General features: G+C 65.4%; 23 protein-coding genes. 3 read left to right on the plus strand and 20 right to left on the minus strand.

Translation table 11 applies throughout. The features are described from left to right. From B2869_RS15665 to B2869_RS15750, 18 genes are all read right to left on the minus strand, one after another. A partial coding sequence (locus B2869_RS15665) for a flagellar basal body L-ring protein FlgH (RefSeq protein WP_292768572.1) occupies window positions 1-563 on the minus strand: 563 nt, incomplete at its 3' end. Window positions 564-586: 23 nt separating this feature from the next. Continuing rightward, a complete protein-coding gene (flgG, locus tag B2869_RS15670; protein ID WP_292768575.1) occupies window positions 587-1,369 on the minus strand; it encodes a flagellar basal-body rod protein FlgG in 783 nt (260 codons plus the stop codon). Window positions 1,370-1,442: 73 nt separating this feature from the next. Continuing rightward, window positions 1,443-2,183, minus strand: a complete 741-nt coding sequence (gene flgF / locus B2869_RS15675) for a flagellar basal-body rod protein FlgF (RefSeq protein WP_292768578.1) — start codon at window positions 2,181-2,183, stop codon at window positions 1,443-1,445. A gap of 161 nt (window positions 2,184-2,344) precedes the next feature. Beyond that, the gene (locus B2869_RS15680; RefSeq protein WP_292768580.1) at window positions 2,345-3,091 is read right to left on the minus strand and encodes a flagellar hook-basal body complex protein; all 747 of its coding nucleotides are present in this window, start codon (window positions 3,089-3,091) and stop codon (window positions 2,345-2,347) included. Continuing rightward, window positions 3,082-3,573: a hypothetical protein gene (locus B2869_RS15685; protein WP_292768583.1), complete on the minus strand. Its 492-nt coding sequence runs from the start codon at window positions 3,571-3,573 to the stop codon at window positions 3,082-3,084. Before B2869_RS15685 ends, B2869_RS15680 begins: the two co-directional genes overlap by 10 nt. Beyond that, a complete protein-coding gene (locus tag B2869_RS15690; RefSeq protein ID WP_021200100.1) occupies window positions 3,560-4,447 on the minus strand; it encodes a DUF58 domain-containing protein in 888 nt (295 codons plus the stop codon). Before B2869_RS15690 ends, B2869_RS15685 begins: the two co-directional genes overlap by 14 nt. A 7-nt stretch (window positions 4,448-4,454) precedes the next feature. Next, on the minus strand, window positions 4,455-5,561 hold the full coding sequence (locus B2869_RS15695) for an AAA family ATPase (protein ID WP_373695381.1): 1,107 nt from the start codon (window positions 5,559-5,561) through the stop codon (window positions 4,455-4,457). Between the two features lie 194 nt (window positions 5,562-5,755). Beyond that, complete coding sequence (locus B2869_RS15700) at window positions 5,756-6,049, minus strand: hypothetical protein (RefSeq protein ID WP_292768588.1); 294 nt, start codon at window positions 6,047-6,049, stop codon at window positions 5,756-5,758. A gap of 79 nt (window positions 6,050-6,128) precedes the next feature. Beyond that, entirely contained in the window at window positions 6,129-6,785 is a 657-nt protein-coding gene (locus B2869_RS15705) for a deoxynucleoside kinase (RefSeq protein ID WP_292768591.1), read from the minus strand. Window position 6,786: 1 nt separating this feature from the next. Beyond that, window positions 6,787-7,770 carry a Gfo/Idh/MocA family protein gene (locus B2869_RS15710; RefSeq protein ID WP_292768594.1) on the minus strand — a complete coding sequence of 328 codons (984 nt, stop codon included), beginning with the start codon at window positions 7,768-7,770 and terminating at the stop codon, window positions 6,787-6,789. Continuing rightward, window positions 7,715-8,713 (minus strand): NAD-dependent epimerase/dehydratase family protein, encoded by a 999-nt coding sequence (locus tag B2869_RS15715; protein WP_292768597.1) that lies wholly within the window; start codon window positions 8,711-8,713, stop codon window positions 7,715-7,717. The genes B2869_RS15710 and B2869_RS15715 overlap by 56 nt, the downstream gene beginning before the upstream one ends. Continuing rightward, entirely contained in the window at window positions 8,710-9,186 is a 477-nt protein-coding gene (locus tag B2869_RS15720) for a hypothetical protein (protein WP_292768600.1), read from the minus strand. The genes B2869_RS15715 and B2869_RS15720 overlap by 4 nt, the downstream gene beginning before the upstream one ends. After that, window positions 9,170-9,889 carry a hypothetical protein gene (locus tag B2869_RS15725; RefSeq protein WP_292768603.1) on the minus strand — a complete coding sequence of 240 codons (720 nt, stop codon included), beginning with the start codon at window positions 9,887-9,889 and terminating at the stop codon, window positions 9,170-9,172. Before B2869_RS15725 ends, B2869_RS15720 begins: the two co-directional genes overlap by 17 nt. Window positions 9,890-9,942: 53 nt before the next feature. Continuing rightward, entirely contained in the window at window positions 9,943-10,974 is a 1,032-nt protein-coding gene (locus tag B2869_RS15730; RefSeq protein WP_292768606.1) for a hypothetical protein, read from the minus strand. A gap of 24 nt (window positions 10,975-10,998) precedes the next feature. Then, window positions 10,999-11,217, minus strand: coding sequence for a hypothetical protein (locus B2869_RS15735; RefSeq protein ID WP_292768609.1), 219 nt, complete (start codon window positions 11,215-11,217; stop codon window positions 10,999-11,001). A gap of 118 nt (window positions 11,218-11,335) precedes the next feature. Further along, window positions 11,336-11,740 (minus strand): NUDIX hydrolase, encoded by a 405-nt coding sequence (locus B2869_RS15740; protein ID WP_292768612.1) that lies wholly within the window; start codon window positions 11,738-11,740, stop codon window positions 11,336-11,338. A 91-nt stretch (window positions 11,741-11,831) separates the two neighbouring features. After that, entirely contained in the window at window positions 11,832-12,968 is a 1,137-nt protein-coding gene (locus tag B2869_RS15745) for a DegT/DnrJ/EryC1/StrS family aminotransferase (RefSeq protein WP_292768615.1), read from the minus strand. Beyond that, the gene (locus B2869_RS15750) at window positions 12,965-14,071 is read right to left on the minus strand and encodes a radical SAM protein (protein WP_349678065.1); all 1,107 of its coding nucleotides are present in this window, start codon (window positions 14,069-14,071) and stop codon (window positions 12,965-12,967) included. The genes B2869_RS15745 and B2869_RS15750 overlap by 4 nt, the downstream gene beginning before the upstream one ends. A gap of 287 nt (window positions 14,072-14,358) precedes the next feature. Here B2869_RS15750 and B2869_RS15755 point away from each other — a divergent pair, with 287 nt between their 5' ends. Next, window positions 14,359-15,783 carry an NAD(P)-binding domain-containing protein gene (locus B2869_RS15755; RefSeq protein WP_292768618.1) on the plus strand — a complete coding sequence of 475 codons (1,425 nt, stop codon included), beginning with the start codon at window positions 14,359-14,361 and terminating at the stop codon, window positions 15,781-15,783. A gap of 53 nt (window positions 15,784-15,836) precedes the next feature. Here the strand turns inward: B2869_RS15755 and B2869_RS15760 are convergent, their stop codons facing one another. Both B2869_RS15760 and B2869_RS15765 read right to left on the minus strand, forming a co-directional pair. After that, window positions 15,837-16,532: a Pr6Pr family membrane protein gene (locus B2869_RS15760; protein WP_292768621.1), complete on the minus strand. Its 696-nt coding sequence runs from the start codon at window positions 16,530-16,532 to the stop codon at window positions 15,837-15,839. A gap of 58 nt (window positions 16,533-16,590) precedes the next feature. After that, complete coding sequence (locus B2869_RS15765; protein WP_292768624.1) at window positions 16,591-17,571, minus strand: DMT family transporter; 981 nt, start codon at window positions 17,569-17,571, stop codon at window positions 16,591-16,593. A 229-nt stretch (window positions 17,572-17,800) separates the two neighbouring features. On the opposite strand from B2869_RS15765, the gene B2869_RS15770 reads away from it, so the two are divergent. Together B2869_RS15770 and B2869_RS15775 are read left to right on the plus strand one after the other, a co-directional pair. Continuing rightward, window positions 17,801-19,087, plus strand: a complete 1,287-nt coding sequence (locus B2869_RS15770; protein WP_292768627.1) for an adenylosuccinate synthase — start codon at window positions 17,801-17,803, stop codon at window positions 19,085-19,087. A 9-nt stretch (window positions 19,088-19,096) separates the two neighbouring features. Then, a complete protein-coding gene (locus B2869_RS15775; RefSeq protein WP_292768630.1) occupies window positions 19,097-20,203 on the plus strand; it encodes a lactonase family protein in 1,107 nt (368 codons plus the stop codon). The last annotated feature ends 2 nt before the right edge of the window (window positions 20,204-20,205 follow it).

A 20,205-nucleotide genomic window follows, 5' to 3' on the forward strand; every position in this document is an offset into this window, starting at 1 on the left:
CGCGCATCGGCCACCACGGTCGAGGAGACGACGTTGCCGTTCTGGATGGTGTCGGGGCTGACCATGCCCGAGAAGCGGATGAACTCGATGCCCTTGTTCATGGCCACCTGCTTTTCGCCGGCCACGATCAGGTTGCCGTTCGAGAGGACCTCGGTGACGGTCACGCCGATGGTGCCGGTAAAGGCATTGCTGGCGCTCTGGTTGTCGCCGTCCGAGAACTTGGTGCTGCCTTCGGCCGCCACGTTGGCGCCCAGTTTCGACTGGATCACGCCCGGCAGGCCGAAGCTGGCGCTGCCCGACTTGTTGCCCGAGCTGGTGCCGGCCTTGTTGGCCGAGGTCTTTTCGACGATGTTAATGGTCAACAAATCGCCGATCTGGCGCGCGCGGCGGTCTTCGAACATCGGGCGGTAGCGCGCGGCGTTATAGATCGCGCCGTCGGTCGGCGGAGCGACTTCGGCCAGGGCCGGACGGGCGCTGCGCGTTTCCTGCACGATCGAGGTCGGGGTGGTGCCGCAGCCGGCGAGCACAGCGGACAAGGTAGCGATGAAGGCGAGCTTTTTCATGAATGGGCGTAAAAGAAGTCGGATTAGAGCTGGGACAGTTTTTGCAGCATCTGGTCGGACGTCGTGATCGCCTTGCTGTTGATCTCGTAAGCCCGCTGGGTCTGGATCATGTTGACCATTTCCTCGACCACGTTGACGTTCGAGGTTTCCACATAGCCCTGCATGATGATGCCGGCGCCGTTGGTGCCCGGGGTGTTCGCGTTCGGGTTGCCCGAGGCGGTGGTTTCCAGGTACAGGTTTTCGCCCTTCGATTCCAGGCCGGCCGGGTTGATGAAGGTCATCAGCTGCAGGTTGCCGATCTGGGTGGTGGCATTCGTGCCGGCCACTTTCACCGACACGGTGCCGTCGCGGCCGACGGTGATGGTTTCGGCGTTCGCCGGCACGGTGATCGGCGGCTGCAGCGGATAGCCGCTGGAGGTGACCAGGGTGCCGTTGGAATCGGTCTGGAACGAGCCGTCGCGGGTATAGGCCTGGGTACCGTCGGGCAGCAGCACCGGGAAGAAGCCGGTACCGTTGATCATGACGTCCTTCGAATTGCCGGTTTCCTGCGGATTACCCTGGGTGAAGATGCGCTCGGTCGAGACGGCGCGCACACCGGTGCCCAGCTGCAGGCCGGACGGCAGGTTGGTTTGCTGCGAGGATTGGGCGCCGGGCTGGCGCACGGTCTGGTACAGCAGGTCCTCGAACACCGCACGCGATTTCTTGAAACCGTTGGTGCTGACGTTGGCGAGGTTGTTGGTGATGACGTCGAGGTTGGTTTGCTGCGCCTCGAGACCGGTCTTGGCGATGTACAGCGAACGAATCATGGGTTTCTCCTATTGGCGGCGGCGCTGGTGGCAACAGCGCCCCACGCACAATAGAATTATGCTGGAGAAACACTTAGTTCAAAGCGAGGATCTGGCTGGCTTTCGCGGCGTTATTCTCGGCGTTCTTCATCAGGCTCATTTGGGTCTCGAAGCTGCGCGCCAGGCCGATCATCGACACCATGGCATCGACGGCATTCACGTTGCTGCCCTCGAGCGCGCCACCGGCCACGCGCACCGCCGGGTCGGCCGGGGCGCTGCTGCCGTCCTTCATGCGGAACAGGCCGTCGTCGCCGCGGGTCAGGTTGTTCTGGTCGGGATTCACCAGCTTCAGGCGGCCGAGGATGACCGGGGCGGCCGGGCGTTCCACGTTGGAGATGGTGGAAATGGTGCCGTCGCCGCCGACCGTCACGGTGACGTCGGGCGGAATCGTGATCGGGCCGCCCTCGCCCATGATGGTCTGGCCGCCCGGCGTGGTGAGCACGCCGTTCGGGCTCATCTGCAGGGCGCCGTTGCGGGTGTACGACTCGGTGCCGTCGGCGTTCTGCACGGCGATCCAGCCCGGGCCCTTGATGGCGACGTCGAGGTCGCGGCCGGTCATCTGCAGCGGGCCGGACGAGAAGTCGGCGCCGACCGTGTTGTTGACCACGAAGGCGCGGGTCGGCAAGCCTTCGCCTTGCACCGGCACGGCGCGGAAGGTGTCCAGCTGGGCGCGGAAGCCGGTCGTGTTCAGGTTCGCCAGGTTGTTCGAGGTCGTGGCCTGCTGCTCGAGGACGTGTTTGGCGCCGGAGGCGACGGTGTAAATCAGGCGGTCCATGTTGTTCCTTCGTTTGTTCGTGCCGGGTGATGCGTTTCGATGTGTTGCTGTTGTACCGCGTGGACTCGGAGTCCACCCTACAAAACCTGCTTGACCGTAGGGTGGACACCCGTGTCCACGCGGTCTCACCGTATGCAACGATGCGGCGTCGATCCCATCAATTAGCGCAGGTTCACCAGCGTCTGCAACACCGAATCCTGCGTCTTGATGGTCTGGGCATTCGCCTGGTATACGCGCTGCGCCGTGATCATGTTGACCAGCTCGGCGGTCAGGTCGACGTTCGAGGTTTCCACCGCCGACGACTGCAGCACGCCGAAGCTGCCGGAATCCGGGGCGCCGATCAGCGGCGTGCCCGACTTGGCCGACTCGGCCCATGCGTTGTTGCCCAGCGGCTCCAGGCCGTTCGAGTTGGCGAAGTTCGCCAGCACGACCTGGCCCAGCGGCTTGCTCTGGCCATTGCTGTACTGGCCTAGGATGGTGCCGTCGTCGCCGATCGAGAAGCGCTGCAGGTTGCCGGCCGAGTAGCCGTCCTGGGTCAGCTTCTTGTCGGTGGTGGGGGTGCCGTGCTGGGTGCTGCCGGTGAAGGCCACTTCCATGGTCTGGGTCTGCTTGGCGCCGGTCGACGGGAAGATCGGCAGGGTCACGTTCATCTTGCCGCCGCCGGTGGTATCGACAGCGTTCAGGGCGCCGTTGACGTCGAAGCTCAGGGTGCCGATCGGCACCGACGGCACTTTGACGGCGCCGGCGATGGCCTTGTCGACCTGGTCCGGCGAGTAGCCGGCGATGCGCGCGGCGTCGGCGCCTCGGGTCGGGCCGCCCCGGCGGAGGCCGACGACGAGACCGATCGTGATCGCGAGCACCACGACCGCGACCGCGACCGCGAGCATCCAGACGTTCGCTAGTGCCACGTGTGCACCACCGTCCTGGCGGCTTCGGCGCCGGCCACAGGATCGATCACCGGTCCCTGGCGGAAGATGCTCGGGTAGTAGTGCCTGCCGAGCGCATCGATGAGGGCGGGATGCACACCGCGGGCCACGAGATCGTCGAGCGCGAGCACCGGCGCCTCCAGGCCGCTGTACTCGTTCACGAAGGTGCGCACGGTGCGGCTCAGCTCGAGATTCGCCTGCCGGGCGGACATGCGGCGTTCGACGTACTCGGTCTCGATCTGCTGGATGCGCGCCAGGTACTCGGTGCGCAGCTGCGAGAGCACGTCGATGACCAGCGGTGCCTGCCCGGCGTTCGCGTCGGCGACCGCCAGGGTGCGCCGCGGTCGGGTGAGGACGATCAGCAACCACGCCCCCAGCACCAGCAGAGCCAGGATGCCGATCGCGAGCAGCATCCATCCCCAGCCGTACTGCGCCGGCGGATAGAGGTCGTCAGAGCCGGGCATTCGACCTCCGATTCAGCAGCGTCAGCAGCTGAGCGACGGCATCGTCCTGCCCGTCCAGCGTGGAGTGGCTGATCTCCATCCGGGTGAGGAGCTCGGCGAGGTGTGCGGCGTCGGCCTCGCGTTGCGCGGTCAGCTCCTGCACGATCTCGCGGTCGCCCTGCACGAATCCCGGCACCTGCCAGCGACTGTCGACGTCACTGCGGATGTGTCCGGTGGCGTGGTCCAGCACGGGCTCGGCGTCGCGCAGCGTGAGCCAGAGCACGTCGTGCTGCACGCGCAGTCGCCGCAGCATCCGTTCGGTCTCGCCGGTGACGGGGGCCTCGTCGGTGATCACGACCACGATCATGCGACGCGCGATCGTGCGGGTGACGAACGACAGCAGGCCATCACGGTCGCTCGGTGCGTCGCTCTGGTCGACGGCCCGATCGATCGTGCGCAGCGCGTGCTCGAGCGCCCCCTCGCTGCGGCCCGGCGCGAGGCGGCGCACCTTGGCGGCATCGCCGTACACCGTGGTGAAGTCGTCGCCGTGGCGCAGCGTCAGTACGCCGAGCACTCCGGTCGCCAGGATCGCCAGGTGCTTCTTCGACTGCTCGTCTGCGGCGAGGGCCGACATCGAGCGCCCGGTGTCGACCACGAACAGCACGGTGTGCATGCGGGTCGCGCGCGAGCGCTTCACCAGGGGCGTTCCCAGCCGGGCGGTCGCCCGCCAGTCGATGTCGCGCACCTGATCGCCGTACTCGTACTTGCGCAGGTCTTCGAAGTCGAGGCTCCGCCCGCGCAGCAGCGACGCGTAGGCGCCGTCGAGCGCGTGCAGCGACTTGCGCGTCGAGTGGATGAAGAGCTTGCTCTTCACCTGCGTGATCAGGCTGGCCATGGAGATGTCAGGGTGTGGGGACCGACGCGAAGATCTGGTCGATGATCTCCTCGCTGCGGATTCCTTCGGCGTCGGCCTCGAAGGTCAGCAGCACCCGGTGGCGCAGCACGAGGTGCCGGAGCTCGCGGATGTCTTCGGGCAGCACATGCGTGCGTCCCTTGAGCAGAGCCAGTGCTCGCGAAGCCTGGAGGAACGCGATGCTCGCACGCGGGCTCGCGCCGTACTTGATGAAGCGGGCGCGTTCTTCGCCGATGTACGGCGCCGGGTTACGGGTGACGTAGGCGATAGACACGATGTAGTTGCGGATCGCGGGGTCGACGTAGATGCGGCTCGCGACGTCCTGCAGCAGATGCACGTCGTCGAGGCTGACGGCGCTGGCGACGTGCCGGTCGGGGTCGAGCACACCCGAATCGATGCGGCTGAGCACCTCGAGCTCTTCGGCCGGGCTCGGGTACTCGACGATCTCTTTGAGCAGGAAGCGGTCCATCTGCGCCTCGGGCAGCTCGTACGTGCCCTCCTGCTCGATGGGGTTCTGCGTCGCGATCACGAGGAACGGCTTCGGCAGGTGGTGGATCTCCCCGCCGATCGTGGTCTGATGCTCCTGCATCGCCTCGAGCATGGCGCTCTGGGTCTTGGCGCTGGAGCGGTTGATCTCGTCGAGCAGCACGAAGTTCGCGTGCACCGGGCCGAGCACCGTACGGAACGATCCCGTCGCCGCGTCGTAGATCTGGTTGCCCGTGATGTCGCTCGGCAGCAGGTCGGGCGTGCACTGGATGCGCTTGAACTGCGCCTTCACGGTGTCGGCGAGGGTGCTGGCCGCGGTGGTCTTCGCCAGTCCCGGCACGCTCTCGAGCAGAATGTGGCCGCCGGCGATGAGCGAGATGAGCAGGCTCGTGCGCAGCCGGTCCTGGCCGACCATCTTGGCGGAGTAGGAGGCGGAGATGACCCGCAGAACCTCGGACGCTCTGGACATTTCGGCGTCCGTGGGGGCGGCGTTGGTGGGCGCCGCATTGGCGGGCGCGGACGGAGGTGTCGGCGGGTGCGTCTGCGCGGGGCCGGGCGGAGGCGGCGGTGCGGAGATCGTCCGCAGGTCCGGCGTGGAGGACTCGGTCATCGGTAGGCTCCCTCGTTCGGGGACCCGCGTCGCGGCCATCCCCCGCGGACCAGCGTAATCGCAACGACGGAGCGGCCGGCTGTGTGCGGTCTGACGATCACGCTCCGCTCACCTGCATGAACGGATTGCGGATGCAGGAGGGTTCGTCGTGCGGACCTCCTGCATCCGTCGAAGGATCATGCGTTCGGACGTTGTCACTGGCCGAACATCGTCGCGACGGCTGCGATCCCTCCGAATGAGAGAACGACAGCGAGCATGATGACCCAGAGGCTCATGGCGATCGCGTTGAGGGCGACTCCCCACCCGGCCCTGGTGCGTGCCTGCGGCTCGTGACGCAGCGAGAGGATGCCGAGGATGAGTCCGATGACCGGTGCGAAGAAGGTCCAGCCGGCGAAGAGAGAGCAGATCCCGAGAACGAGACTGACCGTCCCTTTAGCGGTCGAGGTGGCAGGGTCGGACAGAGCTGAAGGGGAGACGGTGGTTGACATGTCTTCCACGCTAGGACGGGCCGTGCCACGGGGCATCGGCCCTGAGTGCCGACGCCGTACATCCAGCGGATGATCTCGTCTACTCCCGTACTCGACCGTCGTGTCGGGTCCGCGCATCCTCGAGAAGTCGGTTCCGGAAGTCCGCGAGCATCTCGGCCGGCGTCGCCGACGCGACCACCGTGGTGCCGAGCTCGCCGGTCGCTCGCCGCTCACCGAGCAGATCGTCGAAGCGTGCGTCGAGGAGAGCCTTCAGCTGATCGCCGTTGGACCAGCGTCCATCGCGTCCTTCCGCACCATCTCGGAGGGCCCGTTCCCCCGTATCCAGAACCAGATACAGAAACGCCGCGGAACGAGGAATTCTCGTGAGCTGGTGACGGTATTCGGACTGCCATCGGCCGAACTGCTCCGGTGACAGAAGATCGACGTCGAACATGATCTCCGTGTACATCTTCACGCGCATCGGCGAGGCATCGGTCACGACGTAGTCGAACGGGCCGCTGAGTCGTTCGGCGCGGACGAGAGTGTCGAAGGTCTTGCGCAGTGCTTCCATCTGATTGGCGAAGGCGTAACGCCCGGGGTCGGTGAGGAAGCTCTCCCAAGTGTCCCACTCGTGGCACGCGATGCCGACCACCGAATGTTCGCCGTGCTCGGAGGTGAGAGGGCCCAGCTCGGCGCAACGATCGAGGATGACCGACTTACCCGCTCCACTCGAGCCGAGGATGCTGACCGAAGGCAACTCAGCTGCTTTCGTGAAGCAGGGCAAGCGCCTCATCCCGTAGGCGAACGGCGTTGAGGCTCGCCTCGAGCACGCGGTGAGCCTCGGCGGTGGCTTCGCGGTCTCCGGCTGAGAGCCCGAGAAGCACGTTCCAGGCTTCGAACATGCCACTCGGGGCGGGAGAGCGCAGTGCCACCGACTCGCCGTCGACATCGAGGAAGTCGTTGTAGACGCTCCTGCCCAGCTGAGCTGCTGTTTCGAAGTCATGGACATGCTCGATGACGACCTCGCCGCGTTCGCCGCGGAAGACGTATCGATCTCGCGACCAGGCGTCGGTGATGACGCTTCGAATCGTGCCGTTCCATTCGCCGGACACGAGGTGCATGTCGACGATCTGTCCGATCTCGATGTCACGAATGACCTGGGCGGATCGCACATGTGCGTCGAGCACCGGCTGGCCGAGCCTGTGCAGCGCCGCCAGTGGGTGGACGATGTGCTCCTTGAAGAGATCCATGTCGGACCGGAAACGGACCCGATCTCCCCTTCTCAGATAGTCGACGATATCGGCCGAGGCGCTTTCCGGGAGCCATGCGGCGTGCGGGTGGCCGATGGCGGCGACGAACCTCTCCTGGAAGTAGAAGTTGTCGCCGACCACCATTCGATCCCGGGCGCCCTCCAATGCGGTGATGCGAAGGGCATCGGCGTAGGACGCGCCCAGAGGCTTCTCCAGGTAGACCATCTTGCCGGCTCGGAGCGCCACCTCCGCCGACGACAGGAGATCCGACGCGGGCGTCGCGATCAGCACGGCATCGATGTCAGGGTGGGCTGCGAGCGCGGAGAGTGACCCCACGCGGGTCATGTCTCCACGGTAGGTCTCCATCGCACGATAGAAGCGTGCGCTGTCCCGCGTCGCGATGTGGGTGACGGAGATCTCCGGGATGGCGCGCAGCTCATCGAGGTGCCTCTCCAACACGACCTGACCGAGACCATAGATTCCCAGACGCACGATCTATCCCCACTTCTTCGGATTGGACAACATTTGAGATCGACTTCCGTATGAAGTCCGCTACCGTCCTCGACGGGCTCCACCGGAAATCGTCCTTGACGTTCGTTGGATCCCCCACCGAAACCCGCAACGCTGCCGGAGTGCTGGGCACCGTCACGGTGGGGATGGCGGCATCTCGCCGCGCGAGGGTGACGACATCATTAACGCTCAACACGTCGGGGCCGGCGACGTTGTAGATCCGCAGCTCCTCAGCGATGCGCGACGCGTCAGCCGTGACCACGGAGACGAGCAGATCCATGAGGTCGTCGACATGCAGGAACGTCCTGGTCTGCTCGCCATCCCCGGACAGTGCGATCGACTCGCCGGTCGCGGCCGCGTGAAGGACGGACGGCAGTAGCCGATTGTGCTGCTGCCCGGGCCCGTAGATGTTGTAGAGCCGCATGATGGTGGCCGCGTAGGCGCCGCCGGAGGCGATGTGGTGGGCATGAAGCACCAGCTCCTGAGCCGCCTTGCTCGCGGCGTAAGGGCTCTTTGGCACCAGCGGTGCCCTCGTCGATGGCCTCGTGGCGTCTCCGTACACCTCGCACGACGAGAAATGCAGGAGTTTCCCGCGGAAGCCGCCTGTGCTCAGAGCGTCCAGGAGGTTCTGGGTGGCGAGGACATTGTTCGTCAGGTACCGACGAGGTTCGGTGAAACTCGACGGAACGAAAGAGAGAGCGGCGAAGTTGAGCACCCAGTCGTACTCCGCGCTGTTTCTCAGGGCATCGACGGTTGCGCGATCGTCGGTCAGGTCCACGTGGATGTCGGTGCTCTGACCCTTTTCGCGATCGAGCACAGTGATCACGGACTCGGGGAACTCTCGGCGCAGACGTTTCGCGCTATGGCTCCCGAGGAAACCGGCTCCGCCGGCAACGAGCACGCGAGGAGCTGCGCCATCGTTCATCCGGCCACCCCGGTCTCGACGCGGTGAACCTGCATGCCGACCTTCGCAGCCATTGCGCAGACATCCGCACTGTCGTCGTAGACGCGGAGTGTGTCGGCGGGGCGATTCAGCAGCGCTCCCAGCCGTCGCCAGAAGTCCTCGGTCTCCTTGGCCAAGCCGAGGTCGAGGCGACTGAAGATGGACGCGGCAGAGAGCGAGGGCAGCCACGCACCCAGGTACTCGCGGACGTTGGCAGAAAGGTTGTTCGTGGCGATCACGATGTCCTTCGTGGCGAAACGCGCGATCAAGGAGAGGGCTTCCGGTCGCGGGGGCGTCTGCATGATGAGGGCCTGGATGCGTGCGTAGGTCTGTTGCCTCGGCGTGCCCTCTCGATGCGCGCGTTCGGTCTCTCGTCGTCGAATCGGCTCGGAATCGACGATGACTCCGTCGAAATCGATGACGAGGGTGCTGCGGGAGTCAATGACCACTCTCACCGGAACCGTCTGTGTTCTGCGCGAGGCGGATCCACTCGGCGATCGCGTTCGAGCAGGAGATACCGTGATCGTCCGTGGTGTTCATGAACGTGCGCGATGTGTCGATCCCCTCGGACTTCTTCCTGATGAGGTGTCGTATGCGCGAGACGAAGTCGACGAACTCATCGGGGTCGACGGAATTGCGTCCGTCCCTGCCGATGACGATGTCACGCCGCTCCTCCGGGAGTTGCTCGTAACGTGCGCGTACAGTCGAGTCGTCGAGTTCGAGGACGGCGGTGTAGACGGTGAGATCCGGCCACGTGCGCCAGTAGGCCAGATCGTCGATCCAGCCGGCGATCCGGCGGATGCGGCTCTGCTCATAGCCGAGATTCTCCGCTTCGATCACGAAACGGCACGACGTCTTCAACCACCACGAGTCCAGAACCGCGACCCCACCTGCGCGCACATGGGGGAGGACCTGACTCTCGAGGATGGCCGCGTCTTGAGTGATGGCGGCGAGGGCGAGCACCTCAAGCGCCGGTACATCGTCCAGCGATTCGCCGAAGAAGGTGCCGACGCTCCGGGTCAGGCGGTCGAGCGACGTGTCCGCATCTGCCGTGATGCGCGAGAAGACCGTCCCGCCGAGTTCCGACGCCAGCGAGCCGGCGACGGTCGATTTCCCTGTGCCGTCGGTGCCTTCGAGTTCGACGATGTATCCGCTCACGCTTTCATCCCCCTTGTTGTTCGGCGTTCAGATGAACGATTTCCGGAGCGCCTCTAGATGCGCTCGATCACTCCGGCAGCCTCCAGCTGCGGCCTGATGAGATCGACGTCCGCGGGAGGAAGGGACGCTTCGTCGCCGGTGATCAGCGCCTGCCACACCTTTGCGGCGACGACGGAGAGCAGCACATGATTCTTCCCCTCCTCGTTCAGGAGAACTCCGTCAGCGATCTGAATCGGCATGTGATTCGAGCGGAAGCTCGGAGTCGTCGTCGATCGGTCGACCGGGAATCGGTTGGACAGGATCTGGCTGGCGATGAGGAAATCCTGCAGGAAAGTCTGGAATTCCATGAACCGTGGATCCGACTCGCGAATCCACTCGTACTGACCGAATCTTCGCGCGCGCGCCAACTGCTCCGAGGGCATGCCCTGCCGAACTGCCTGGGTGAAAGCGTACTTGTCGACGAAGTACACATCGCCGGTCGCTGCCACCCACGACTTCACGGCGAAGTTGGTGGCCCGTGAGGAGGAGAACCCGAGACCATCCAGGTTCTTGGCCTCCGCGAAACCTTCGGCATCTTCCAGCGTTGCGGCGGCCTCCAGAGCGAATCGTGCAGACAGCACCTGCTCGTACTCTCCCTCGCGGGGGAGGTTCGCGCTCACCCACGACGAGTAGAAGCCTTCGCCGATCACAGGGACAGCGGAGACCACGCGACTGAGGAAGTCGAAATCGGGTGATCTCATCTCCCCCAGCGCATGCACTCGCGATTGGCCGACGCGGAGAGCATCGACGATACGCGCGACGGTTCGACCGAACTCTCCGATCGTCCAGGTCTCGATGTCGACGCGCTTGTCCCCGATGGTGAACTGATTCGCGTACAGTTCACCCCCAGCGGCTCCGCCGGGGTTGTCGAGGGTGACGAGGAAGACGTCGATGTCGCTCTTGCTGTTGGCGAGCCCCGTTGGGACGCTGCCGACGAGGAGCGCGAATGCAGGATTCACACCTTCGCGAATCGAGTACTCGGTGACGGCTTCGTTCGCGGCCGTCAGTGCCTGCGTCAGTGCCGTGGAGCTGGGGGCGGTTACCACCGGAGGGACGAACTGGATGATCGGTTACGGATTGATCTTCCGGTCGGCGAGCGTGGTGACGTGCTGGCCGTTGGTCACCGTCGGACCGACGGAGGACGTGCCGGACGTCTGCCCTGCCCGGTTGGCCGCGCTGGGGACATCAGAGGAATTGACCACGGCCTGCACCGTGATCGGAACAGCCGAGAGCGCGAGCGCGCCGGCAGCGACAGCGGTGGTTCCGAGGGTTTTCGAGATCGTCTTCATGATGCGTACCTTTCAAACTCTTATAGCAACAGCTGGTCAACGCCTGCGACGCTACCACAGTGGATGTCGATAGCAATGGGGTCGAAAGTAGAGGATGCTCTTGCGAAAGGTCACCTGATTACAGTCGCTTCTGAAATGCGAGCGCGATCACGTCTGCATCCGTGGGATTCAGGTGATCTCCGGCAGAGCTTGTCTCGATGAGCAGGGACTGGTCGCTGACAGGTGTTCCTGGCGGCAGCGTTGCGGTAAAGAAATGCTGCTTCGAGACGAACATTCGTCCATCGGATTCGTCGAAGAACCAATCGAGATGTACGAGCAGCTTTCTCAGCTCGCCCGCGATCACGATGCCCGTTTCCTCGAAGGTCTCACGCAGAGCAGCATTCCGGATCGACTCCCTCACGTCCCGTCCGCCTCCGGGGATCTCCAGCCCTGCACCGTCGTCTCGTGGTGCGAGCAGCACATGCGCTCCGTCGGCGGTGAATGCGATCACGTAGGCGGATTCGCGCAGCTGCGCCGCTTTCAATGGTGCGAATCTGGCGTTCCCCGAAGGCGATCGGAAGCGAACGTGACTGCTCCGGAAGAGGAGCCGGAGCAGATGCATCCGCAACATGCGGCTAGGGGGTCTCCGTCGACATGCTCTCGAAGGCCTCCAGAATCGTTCGCGAGTGCTGGGGGGTGAACCCCCAGTGGAAGGGGAGGTTGAGGAGGCGGCGTCGCCAGTCGTCCGCCCGCGGGAACGTCGCGATCGGTCCCTCGACTGCATCCCGAATCGCGGGGTCATCGTGGGCCGCGTACAACCACATCGCGCGTGCCTGGATACCCCGAGAGCGCAGGGTGCGCAGCACGTGGTCCCGCTGGCTCTCGTTCTCCATGAGAATCGACACCGGACCGAAGTCGGCATCGGTCGACCGGAGGACGGTCGTCGCAGGGAACACCTCGTCGAGCACCGCATCGAGCGCGGAGATGAACTCCTTTCGCAAGGACACCAAATCCGGAAGATGGCGTTGCGCCCGTGCGAGTGAAGCGGCACCAAGAACGGCATTGAGCTCGCCGATGTTGGCGTTGAGCGACTGGGAGCTTCCCACCTTGTACGTGGTGGACTCGATGAGACCGTTTCTCTGCACGATCCGCCGTAGGGCATCGGCTTCCTGGCGGTCGTCGACAAAGATCGCCCCGCCCTCGCCGGCCGCGATCGGTTTGCTCGCGTGCAGGCTGATGACAGACATGTCTCCGAGAGTCCCGGCACGACGATCGCGGTCCTGGACGAGCAGACTTGCTGCCGAATCCTCGATCAGCAGACGCTTCTTCGTTCGCAGATCTCCGAGCGACGAGCTGAACAGGATGTCCATGTAGTGCATGCCCACGGTGACGGGGGCGTTCAGGCTCAGGGCGGCTGCGGCGTCGATCGTCGGCGTATCGGCCGAGGAATCCAGAAGATGGAGCGTCGATCCGGCCAGGGCCGCCGCCCGCGCAGCAGCGTGATAGCCGAAGTCGGGCACCGCCACTCTCCTGCCTCCGCGATCAGACGCGTGGAACAGGCTGGCCATCAGCGCAGAGGTCCCCGAGGAGGTCAGTACGCAGTACCGCCCGACGGCATCCCCTAGACGGTCTTCGAGGATGCGGGTGTACATTCCCCTGGTCCACTGGTCACCCTCGACCACGCTCTGCAGATCTCCCTTGAGATCGTCGAACCGGAGCCTCGGTGCGGCCCACGGTACGCCGGCTTCCTGTGCAAGGGAGTCTTCGGTCATCGGCTGTTCACATTCCTCTCGATACCAGCGCTGATGAGGTATTCATCCGCGTTCCAGTTGATTTCGGCAGAGCCGTCGGCGGGGGCGGAGAGTGCCTGCAACTCGGCTTCGACGACGCGTTCCGGGGCGAGCACGCTGATGCCGTAGTAGCTGGTGAGATTCTGCGAGGCGTCCTGCTGAGCGTTCAGGAAGGAGGCGAGTCTGTCCGAGTGGGAAGAGCTCCACATCTCGCGCACCGAGGAGGTGTAATGATTCCCGAGCACCTGACTCTTGCCGATGATGCGGTTCGACGTCGTCGTACCGCTCAGACGGAAGACGATCTGAGTTCCGGGATACATGTCCTGGACGATGTGGATCGGGGCGGGCTCGCCGTCCCACTGCCCGACTCGCGTCGAACCCAGGTTGAGCCTGACGCTGGTCGACTTCTCGGGGAGATCATCCTGATAGGCGCGGAAACCCGATTCCAACCACTGCAGATCCTGAAGGTCGAGGGCGGCACTGTCCAACGACTGTGCTCTCCCCAGCTGGCACATCGGGCTGAGATCGATCGATGACGCGCCGAGCGCTTTCATGTCGGTCACGAAGCTCCGCCACTCACGGAAGTTGTCTTTCGTCAGGACGGAGATGATGTTCACCGTGATGCCGGACTCGATCGCCGCCCGCATTCCTCGGACGGCGCGGGTCCATGATCCTCGGCCCCGGTGCTTGTCGTTCGCCGCCTCTGCGCCGTCGAGGGAGAGCGAGATGCGCCTGACCCCTGAGCCGACGATGTGGCTCAACATCTTCGGCATCAGGAGCGTGCCGTTGGTGATGATCTGAAACGTCAGGTGCGGATAATCGGCCACGATGTCGAGGTATTCGTGGAAATCCTTCATCGTCGTCACTTCGCCGCCGGTGAGCGTGACTTCGAAAGTGCCCATCTCGCTGAGCTCATCCAGAATGGAGCGGAAGTGCGCCTGAGGCAGCGTCGGGCCGACACCGTCTTTCGGAATGAACCCTGCGTTGACGTGGCAATAGTCGCACTTCAGATTGCATGTTTCGTTGAGGTCGATCACTGCGCGTAGCGGGCCGCGTGTGTATAAAGATGCCTCAATCGGATTCACGCGACCGAATCTAGCACTTCATCCACATGGAGCAACCCGCCGATCTGAAGCGTTCGATATGCGAGATCCAGATGGTCCAGATCGGTAGGAGGTCCTCTTGCCTCGACGGGAGAGAACTACTCGGACCGGTGATCGAAGTCGCTTCCGGGACCGATCACCGGCCCTGCTAACGTCGAAGAACAGCCGCTTTCCGGGTCGGTCGAGCTCTCCGCTCCCACCGGGACAGACCTGTTCCTCGCTCGGATGCGGCCGCTCATCGATACATGACGCAAGTGTGAGGACGATACGTGACGAACAGAGAACGAGTAGCGATCATCGGCGCCGGCCCCTCGGGCATGGCACAGCTGCGGGCCTTCGAATCCGCAGCCCGCGCGGGGGCGGAGATCCCCGAACTGGTCTGCTTCGAGAAGCAGGCCGACTGGGGCGGACAGTGGAACTACACCTGGCGCACAGGGCTCGATGAGTTCGGGGAACCCGTGCATTCCAGCATGTACCGCAACCTGTGGTCGAACGGTCCGAAAGAGGCGCTGGAGTTCGCCGACTACAGCTTCGACGAGCACTTCGGCCGCCCGATCTCCTCGTACCCGCCGCGCCCCGTGCTGTGGGACTACATCGCCGGACGCCTGGCGAAGAGCGATGTGCGGAAGCTGATCCGCTTCCAGACCGTGGTGCGCTGGATCGAGTTCGATGAGGAGCGCGAGGTCTTCACCCTCACCAGCGAAAATCTGCCGACCGGCCAGTCGCGCGTCGAGGATTTCGATCGCGTCATCGTCGCCACCGGGCACTTCTCCTTCCCGAATGTGCCGGACTTTCCCGGGATCGAGACCTTCCCCGGGTACATCAGCCACGCCCACGACTTCCGAGGCGCCGAGGCCTTCGCAGACCGTGACGTGCTCGTGATCGGGTCGAGCTACTCGGCGGAGGACATCGGCAGCCAGGCGTTCAAGATGGGTGCCCGTTCGGTCACGGCGAGCTTCCGTTCGGCACCGATGGGATACGACTGGCCCGATGGCATCGAAGAGCGTCCGGTCCTCGAGCGATTCGAGGGCAGCACTGCGTTCTTCGCGGATGGCTCCTCGAAGCACGTCGATGCGGTCATCCTGTGCACCGGATACCTGCACAAGTACCCGTTCCTGCCCGATGACCTGGCTCTGTCGTCGCCCAACAACGTCTACCCGGACGGCCTGTACCGGGGCGTCGTGTGGCAGGGCAATCCGCGCCTGACCTACCTGGGCGCGCAGGACCAGTGGTTCACGTTCAACATGTTCGACGTGCAGGCCTGGTACGTGCGCGACGTCATCCTCGGTCGTCTCGAACTGCCCGACGAGCAGGAGCGCGCGGCCTCCATCGCCGAGTGGCGCGCCCGCTTCGACCGCATCGACTCGGCCGCGGCGGAGATCCGCTTCCAGGCCGACTACATCCGTGATCTTCTTCAGCTCACCGACTACCCGGAGTTCGACATCGACCGGGTCGTGGAGATCTTCCTCGCGTGGAAGCACGACAAGAAGGAAGACATCATGGGCTATCGCGACCGCACCTACGAGTCGGTCATGACGGGCACGATCGCCGTCGTGCACCACACGCCGTGGCTCGAAGAGCTCGACGATTCGCTCGAGCGCTATCTCGACGTCGATCCGGACGCCACCGAGACGACACGGATCATCGCGGGTCAGCCGCGTGATGATGACCGCGAGGCGCTCGCCGCGGTCTGAGCCTCTCGGTCGATGCCCCTTCCCTCCGTCTGCGGAGGGGAGGGGCATCGTCGTCACGCGGTGTCGCGGGTGCCCCGAAGCCGGCCGACCCAGACCACGAAGGCGGCGGTGGCGATGATGATCGCGGCGATCAGGAGGACCCAGAGCGCCACGCCACCGTAGCCGCCGTTGAGGTGCGGATCGAGGAACGGATACGGATACCACCAGTGCTTTCCTGTCGCCGGCGCGATCACGAGGTTCGCCCGGATCAGCGTGTAGGCGACCCACACGATCGGGAAGATCGCAGCGATCCCGACCGCACTCCAGCCGAGCGCCCGACGGCGAGGCGCGAAGAGCAGGTCGACGAGCATGATGAGCGGGATGACCACGTGCAGCACCTCGTTCGACCAGAGGACGGTCGAGCCCTGCGGCAGCTCGATCCCGCGCAGAAGCGTGTTGTAGACGATGCCGGTGACGATCATGTAGGTGCTGGCGCACGCCAGGAGCACCGCCAGCCACCGCGGTTCGGCCGACGTGGTCTTGCGGTTCGCGAGTGCCCAGACTCCGCCGATGGCGAGGACCGTGGCCGCCAGCACGTTCGAGAGGATCGTGAAGAAGCTGAAGAAGTTCACGAACACTGTGGGCAGGTGTGCGCCCCACGCGGTCTCCGAGCTGAGGGCGATCTCGAGAGTACGCACCAGCTGGGCGACGATCGCGGCCACGGCCAGAACCGATGCTGCCAGTCGTGCGTAGGGCCACCAGGTCGTCATTTCGCCTCCGAGCGAAACTGTAGCGCCACTCCGTAGACCGCATCGGTGGGGCGACGACTCAGGCGCGTCGCCGCCAGCGCAGCCGGGTGATGAGTACGCCGAGGAGGCAGAGCGCTCCGCCGAGGAACATCAGCGGTGTCGGCACCTCGCCGAGGATCGCCCACGACATCAGGATCGCGATGGCGGGTACGACGTACGTCGTCGCCGAGGTCTGCCCCGCGGTGCTGCGCTGTAGGACATACGCCCAGGTGGTGAAGGCGATCGCCGTGGGGAAGACGCCGAGGTAGACGACCCAGAGGGTCGCGTCCAACGGCGCCGTCTGGAGGGAGCCGACGAGGCTGCCGATCCAGGGCAGCAGTGCGACGGTACCAACCCCCGCGCCGAGCCACGTGAGGGTGGTGGCGTCGACACCAGAGGTGAGCAGACGCTTCTGCACGAGCGTGCAGCCGGCGTACATGACAGCGGCGAGGAGGGCGAGCAGGAGTCCTGTGATGTCGGGGCCGGTGCTGGAGGTGGAGTTCATGCCGATGAGCACGACCCCGAGGAACGCGATGGGTGCGCCGATCACGAGTGGCTTCGGGAATCCCTCCCGCAGGAACAGTCCGCTGAAGACGACGACCATCAGAGGTGCGAGATTCACGACCATCGCGGCGGTGCCGGCATCGAGCGTCAGCTCCGCGCTGTTGAGGGCGAGGTTGTAGACGCAGAACCAGCCGATGCCCCACACCGCGATGAGCAGCCAGTGGCGTCGGGCAGGGATGCGGATGCCGTGTCGAACCGCGATGATCGTCAGCACGGCCGTGCCGACGGCCATGCGGAGCAGCGCCAGAGCGCCAGGGTCGTAGTGCGGGCCCGCACCGCGGATGCCGATGAACGCGGACGCCCACAGCACCACCGTGACCAGTGCGGCGATGAGGACGAGCGCCCCCTGCTTCTTGGGCGTCTCGGTCTTCTTGGATGTCCCGACGTCGGTGCGGATCCCGTCGGAGGTGATCCGGTCGGAAGTGATCTCGGGGTCACCGGATGCGGCTGCTGGCATCCTCCGATCCTGGCAGGGGTGTCCGACATCGAGCGAGCCGCGCGAGTGCCATCCCCCGTCGTATTTCGGACGACGGCCGCTCCGGTCGCGATGTTCCATCTTCAACAGCCGCTGAGGCTGTCGTATCGCGACCGGAGGGCCGTCGGGGAACCCTTCGATAGGATGGGACCGCCCGAAGAGGGCCAGCTCATCGGCCGGTGCGAACCCGGCGAAAGCCAGGGGGTTACCCATGCCAGGAATCGTTATCGTCGGCGTGCAGTGGGGCGACGAAGGAAAGGGCAAGGCCACCGATCTTCTCGGTGAGCGCACCGACTGGGTGGTGAAGTTCAACGGCGGCAACAACGCCGGGCACACCGTCGTCGTCGGTGATGAGAAGTACGCGCTGCACCTGCTGCCCTCCGGCATCCTGTCTCCGGGCGTGACGCCCGTGATCGGCAACGGCGTCGTGGTCGACCTCGAGGTGCTGTTCTTCGAGCTCGAGGCGCTCGCCGCTCGCGGCATCGATGTCTCGCGTCTCAAGGTCAGCGCCAACGCGCACATCATCACGCAGTACCACCGCACGCTCGACAAGGTCACCGAGCGCTTCCTCGGCAAGCGCATGATCGGCACGACCGGCCGCGGCATCGGCCCGGCGTACGCCGACAAGATCAACCGCGTGGGCATCCGCGTGCAGGACCTGTTCGACGAGAACATCCTGCGCCAGAAGGTCGAGGGCGCCCTCGACCAGAAGAACCATCTGCTGGTGAAGATCTTCAACCGCCGTGCGATCACCGCCGACGAGGTCGTCGAAGACCTGCTGTCGTACGCCGAGCGACTGCGGCCCATGGTGGCCGACACCGGCTACCTGATCGCTCAGGCCCTGGACCGCGGCGAGGTCGTCGTGTTCGAGGGCGGCCAGGCGACGATGCTCGACATCGACCACGGCACCTACCCGTTCGTGACCTCGTCTTCGGCGACGGCCGGAGGCGCAGCGACGGGTGCGGGCGTCGGGCCTGGTGCGCTCGACCGCATCGTCGGCATCGTCAAGGCCTACACGACTCGCGTCGGCTCGGGTCCGTTCCCGACCGAGCTCTTCGACGAGCAGGGCGAGTGGCTGCGCAAGCAGGGCTTCGAGTTCGGCACCACCACCGGCCGTCCGCGCCGGGTGGGCTGGTACGACGCCCCCATCACGCGTTACGCGACGCGCATCAACGGCATCACCGACCTGGTGCTCACCAAGCTCGACATCCTCACGGGTCTCGAGCAGATCCCGGTGTGCGTGGCCTACGACGTCGATGGCGAGCGGTTCGACGAGGTGCCGGTCAACCAGACCGACTTCCACCACGCGAAGCCGATCCTGGAGTACTTCCCCGGCTGGAGCGAGGACATCTCGGTCGCGCGCACCTTCGAGGACCTGCCGCAGAACGCGCAGGACTACGTGCTGGCGCTCGAGAAGATGAGCAACACGCGCATCTCGGTGATCGGCGTCGGCCCGGAGCGCGACCAGGTCATCGTCCGCCACGGTCTGCTCGACTGACCCGCGCCGGTGACGCGCTTCTGGCTGGGCGGCTACGGTGCCGCGATGGACGGCTCGGCCGACGGCATCGGCCTGCTCGCGGGGGATGAGGGCCGCGAGGCCTCGACTCTCGCCTACCGCGGTACCGTGGTCGAGACGCCGTCGCCGTCGTGGCTGGCGCAGCATCCGTCCCTCGATGTCGTCTACGCGGCACTCGAGGGCGACTCCGCGGTGCAGGCGTTCTCCCGCGCGGGGGAAGCCGCCCTCACGCCGCTGGGTGCGCCCGCGCCGGTCGGCCAGTACGTCTGCCACGTCGCGGTGGCGCCGAATGGTTCGGCCCTGATCGCCAGCTGCTACGGCGACGGTCGCGTGGTGCGGTTCGACCTGGATGCGGAAGGCCGTATCGTGCCTCCGAAGCCGGATGCCGCGGCGGCGCTCCGCGCAGCACTGTTCGGTGACGCCGACCCGGATGCTCCCGCTGCGATTCCGCCCGGCGACGGCGTCGCCGCGATCGACCCGTACGGGGTGGGCGGCGACCGCGTTTCGCACGCGCACGCCGCCGTCTTCCTGCCCGATGGTCGGGTCGCGACGACCGACCTCGGCTTCGACCTCGTGCGGTTCTGGCGGCAGAGCGGCAGTGGCCTCGTGCTCGACCACGAGGTCGTGCTCCCGCTCGGCACCGGACCGCGGCACATGGTCCTGCACCCCAGCGGGCACCTGCACGTGGTCACCGAGTACTCCTGCGAGGTCTTCACCCTCGCGCGCGCGGCAGACGGCATCTGGAGTGTCGTGTCGGTGACCCTGACGAGCCCGATCGCCGAGGTGGGGACGGACTTCCCGGCAGAACTCGCACGTACGCGCGACGGACAGTTCCTCTACACGGCTCTGCGCGGCAGCAACACCATCGCCGCGCTGCGGGTGCGGGGTGCTGGCGAGTCTCTGGAATCCGTGGCGCTCGCCGATTCCGGTGTCGACTGGCCGCGGCATCATCTCGTCCACGAGGGCAAGATGCTCGTCGCCGGTCAGCGCTCCGACACGATCACGCTGATCGACCTCGACGAGCGCACGGGCGCGCCCCTCGGTATCCGTCACGAGGCGCAGGTTCCGACCCCGACGCACTTCCTGCCGGTGCGCTGACC

Source organism: Microbacterium sp. UBA3486, assembly GCF_002377845.1.
In the GTDB taxonomy this organism is placed as follows: domain Bacteria; phylum Actinomycetota; class Actinomycetes; order Actinomycetales; family Microbacteriaceae; genus Microbacterium; species Microbacterium maritypicum_A.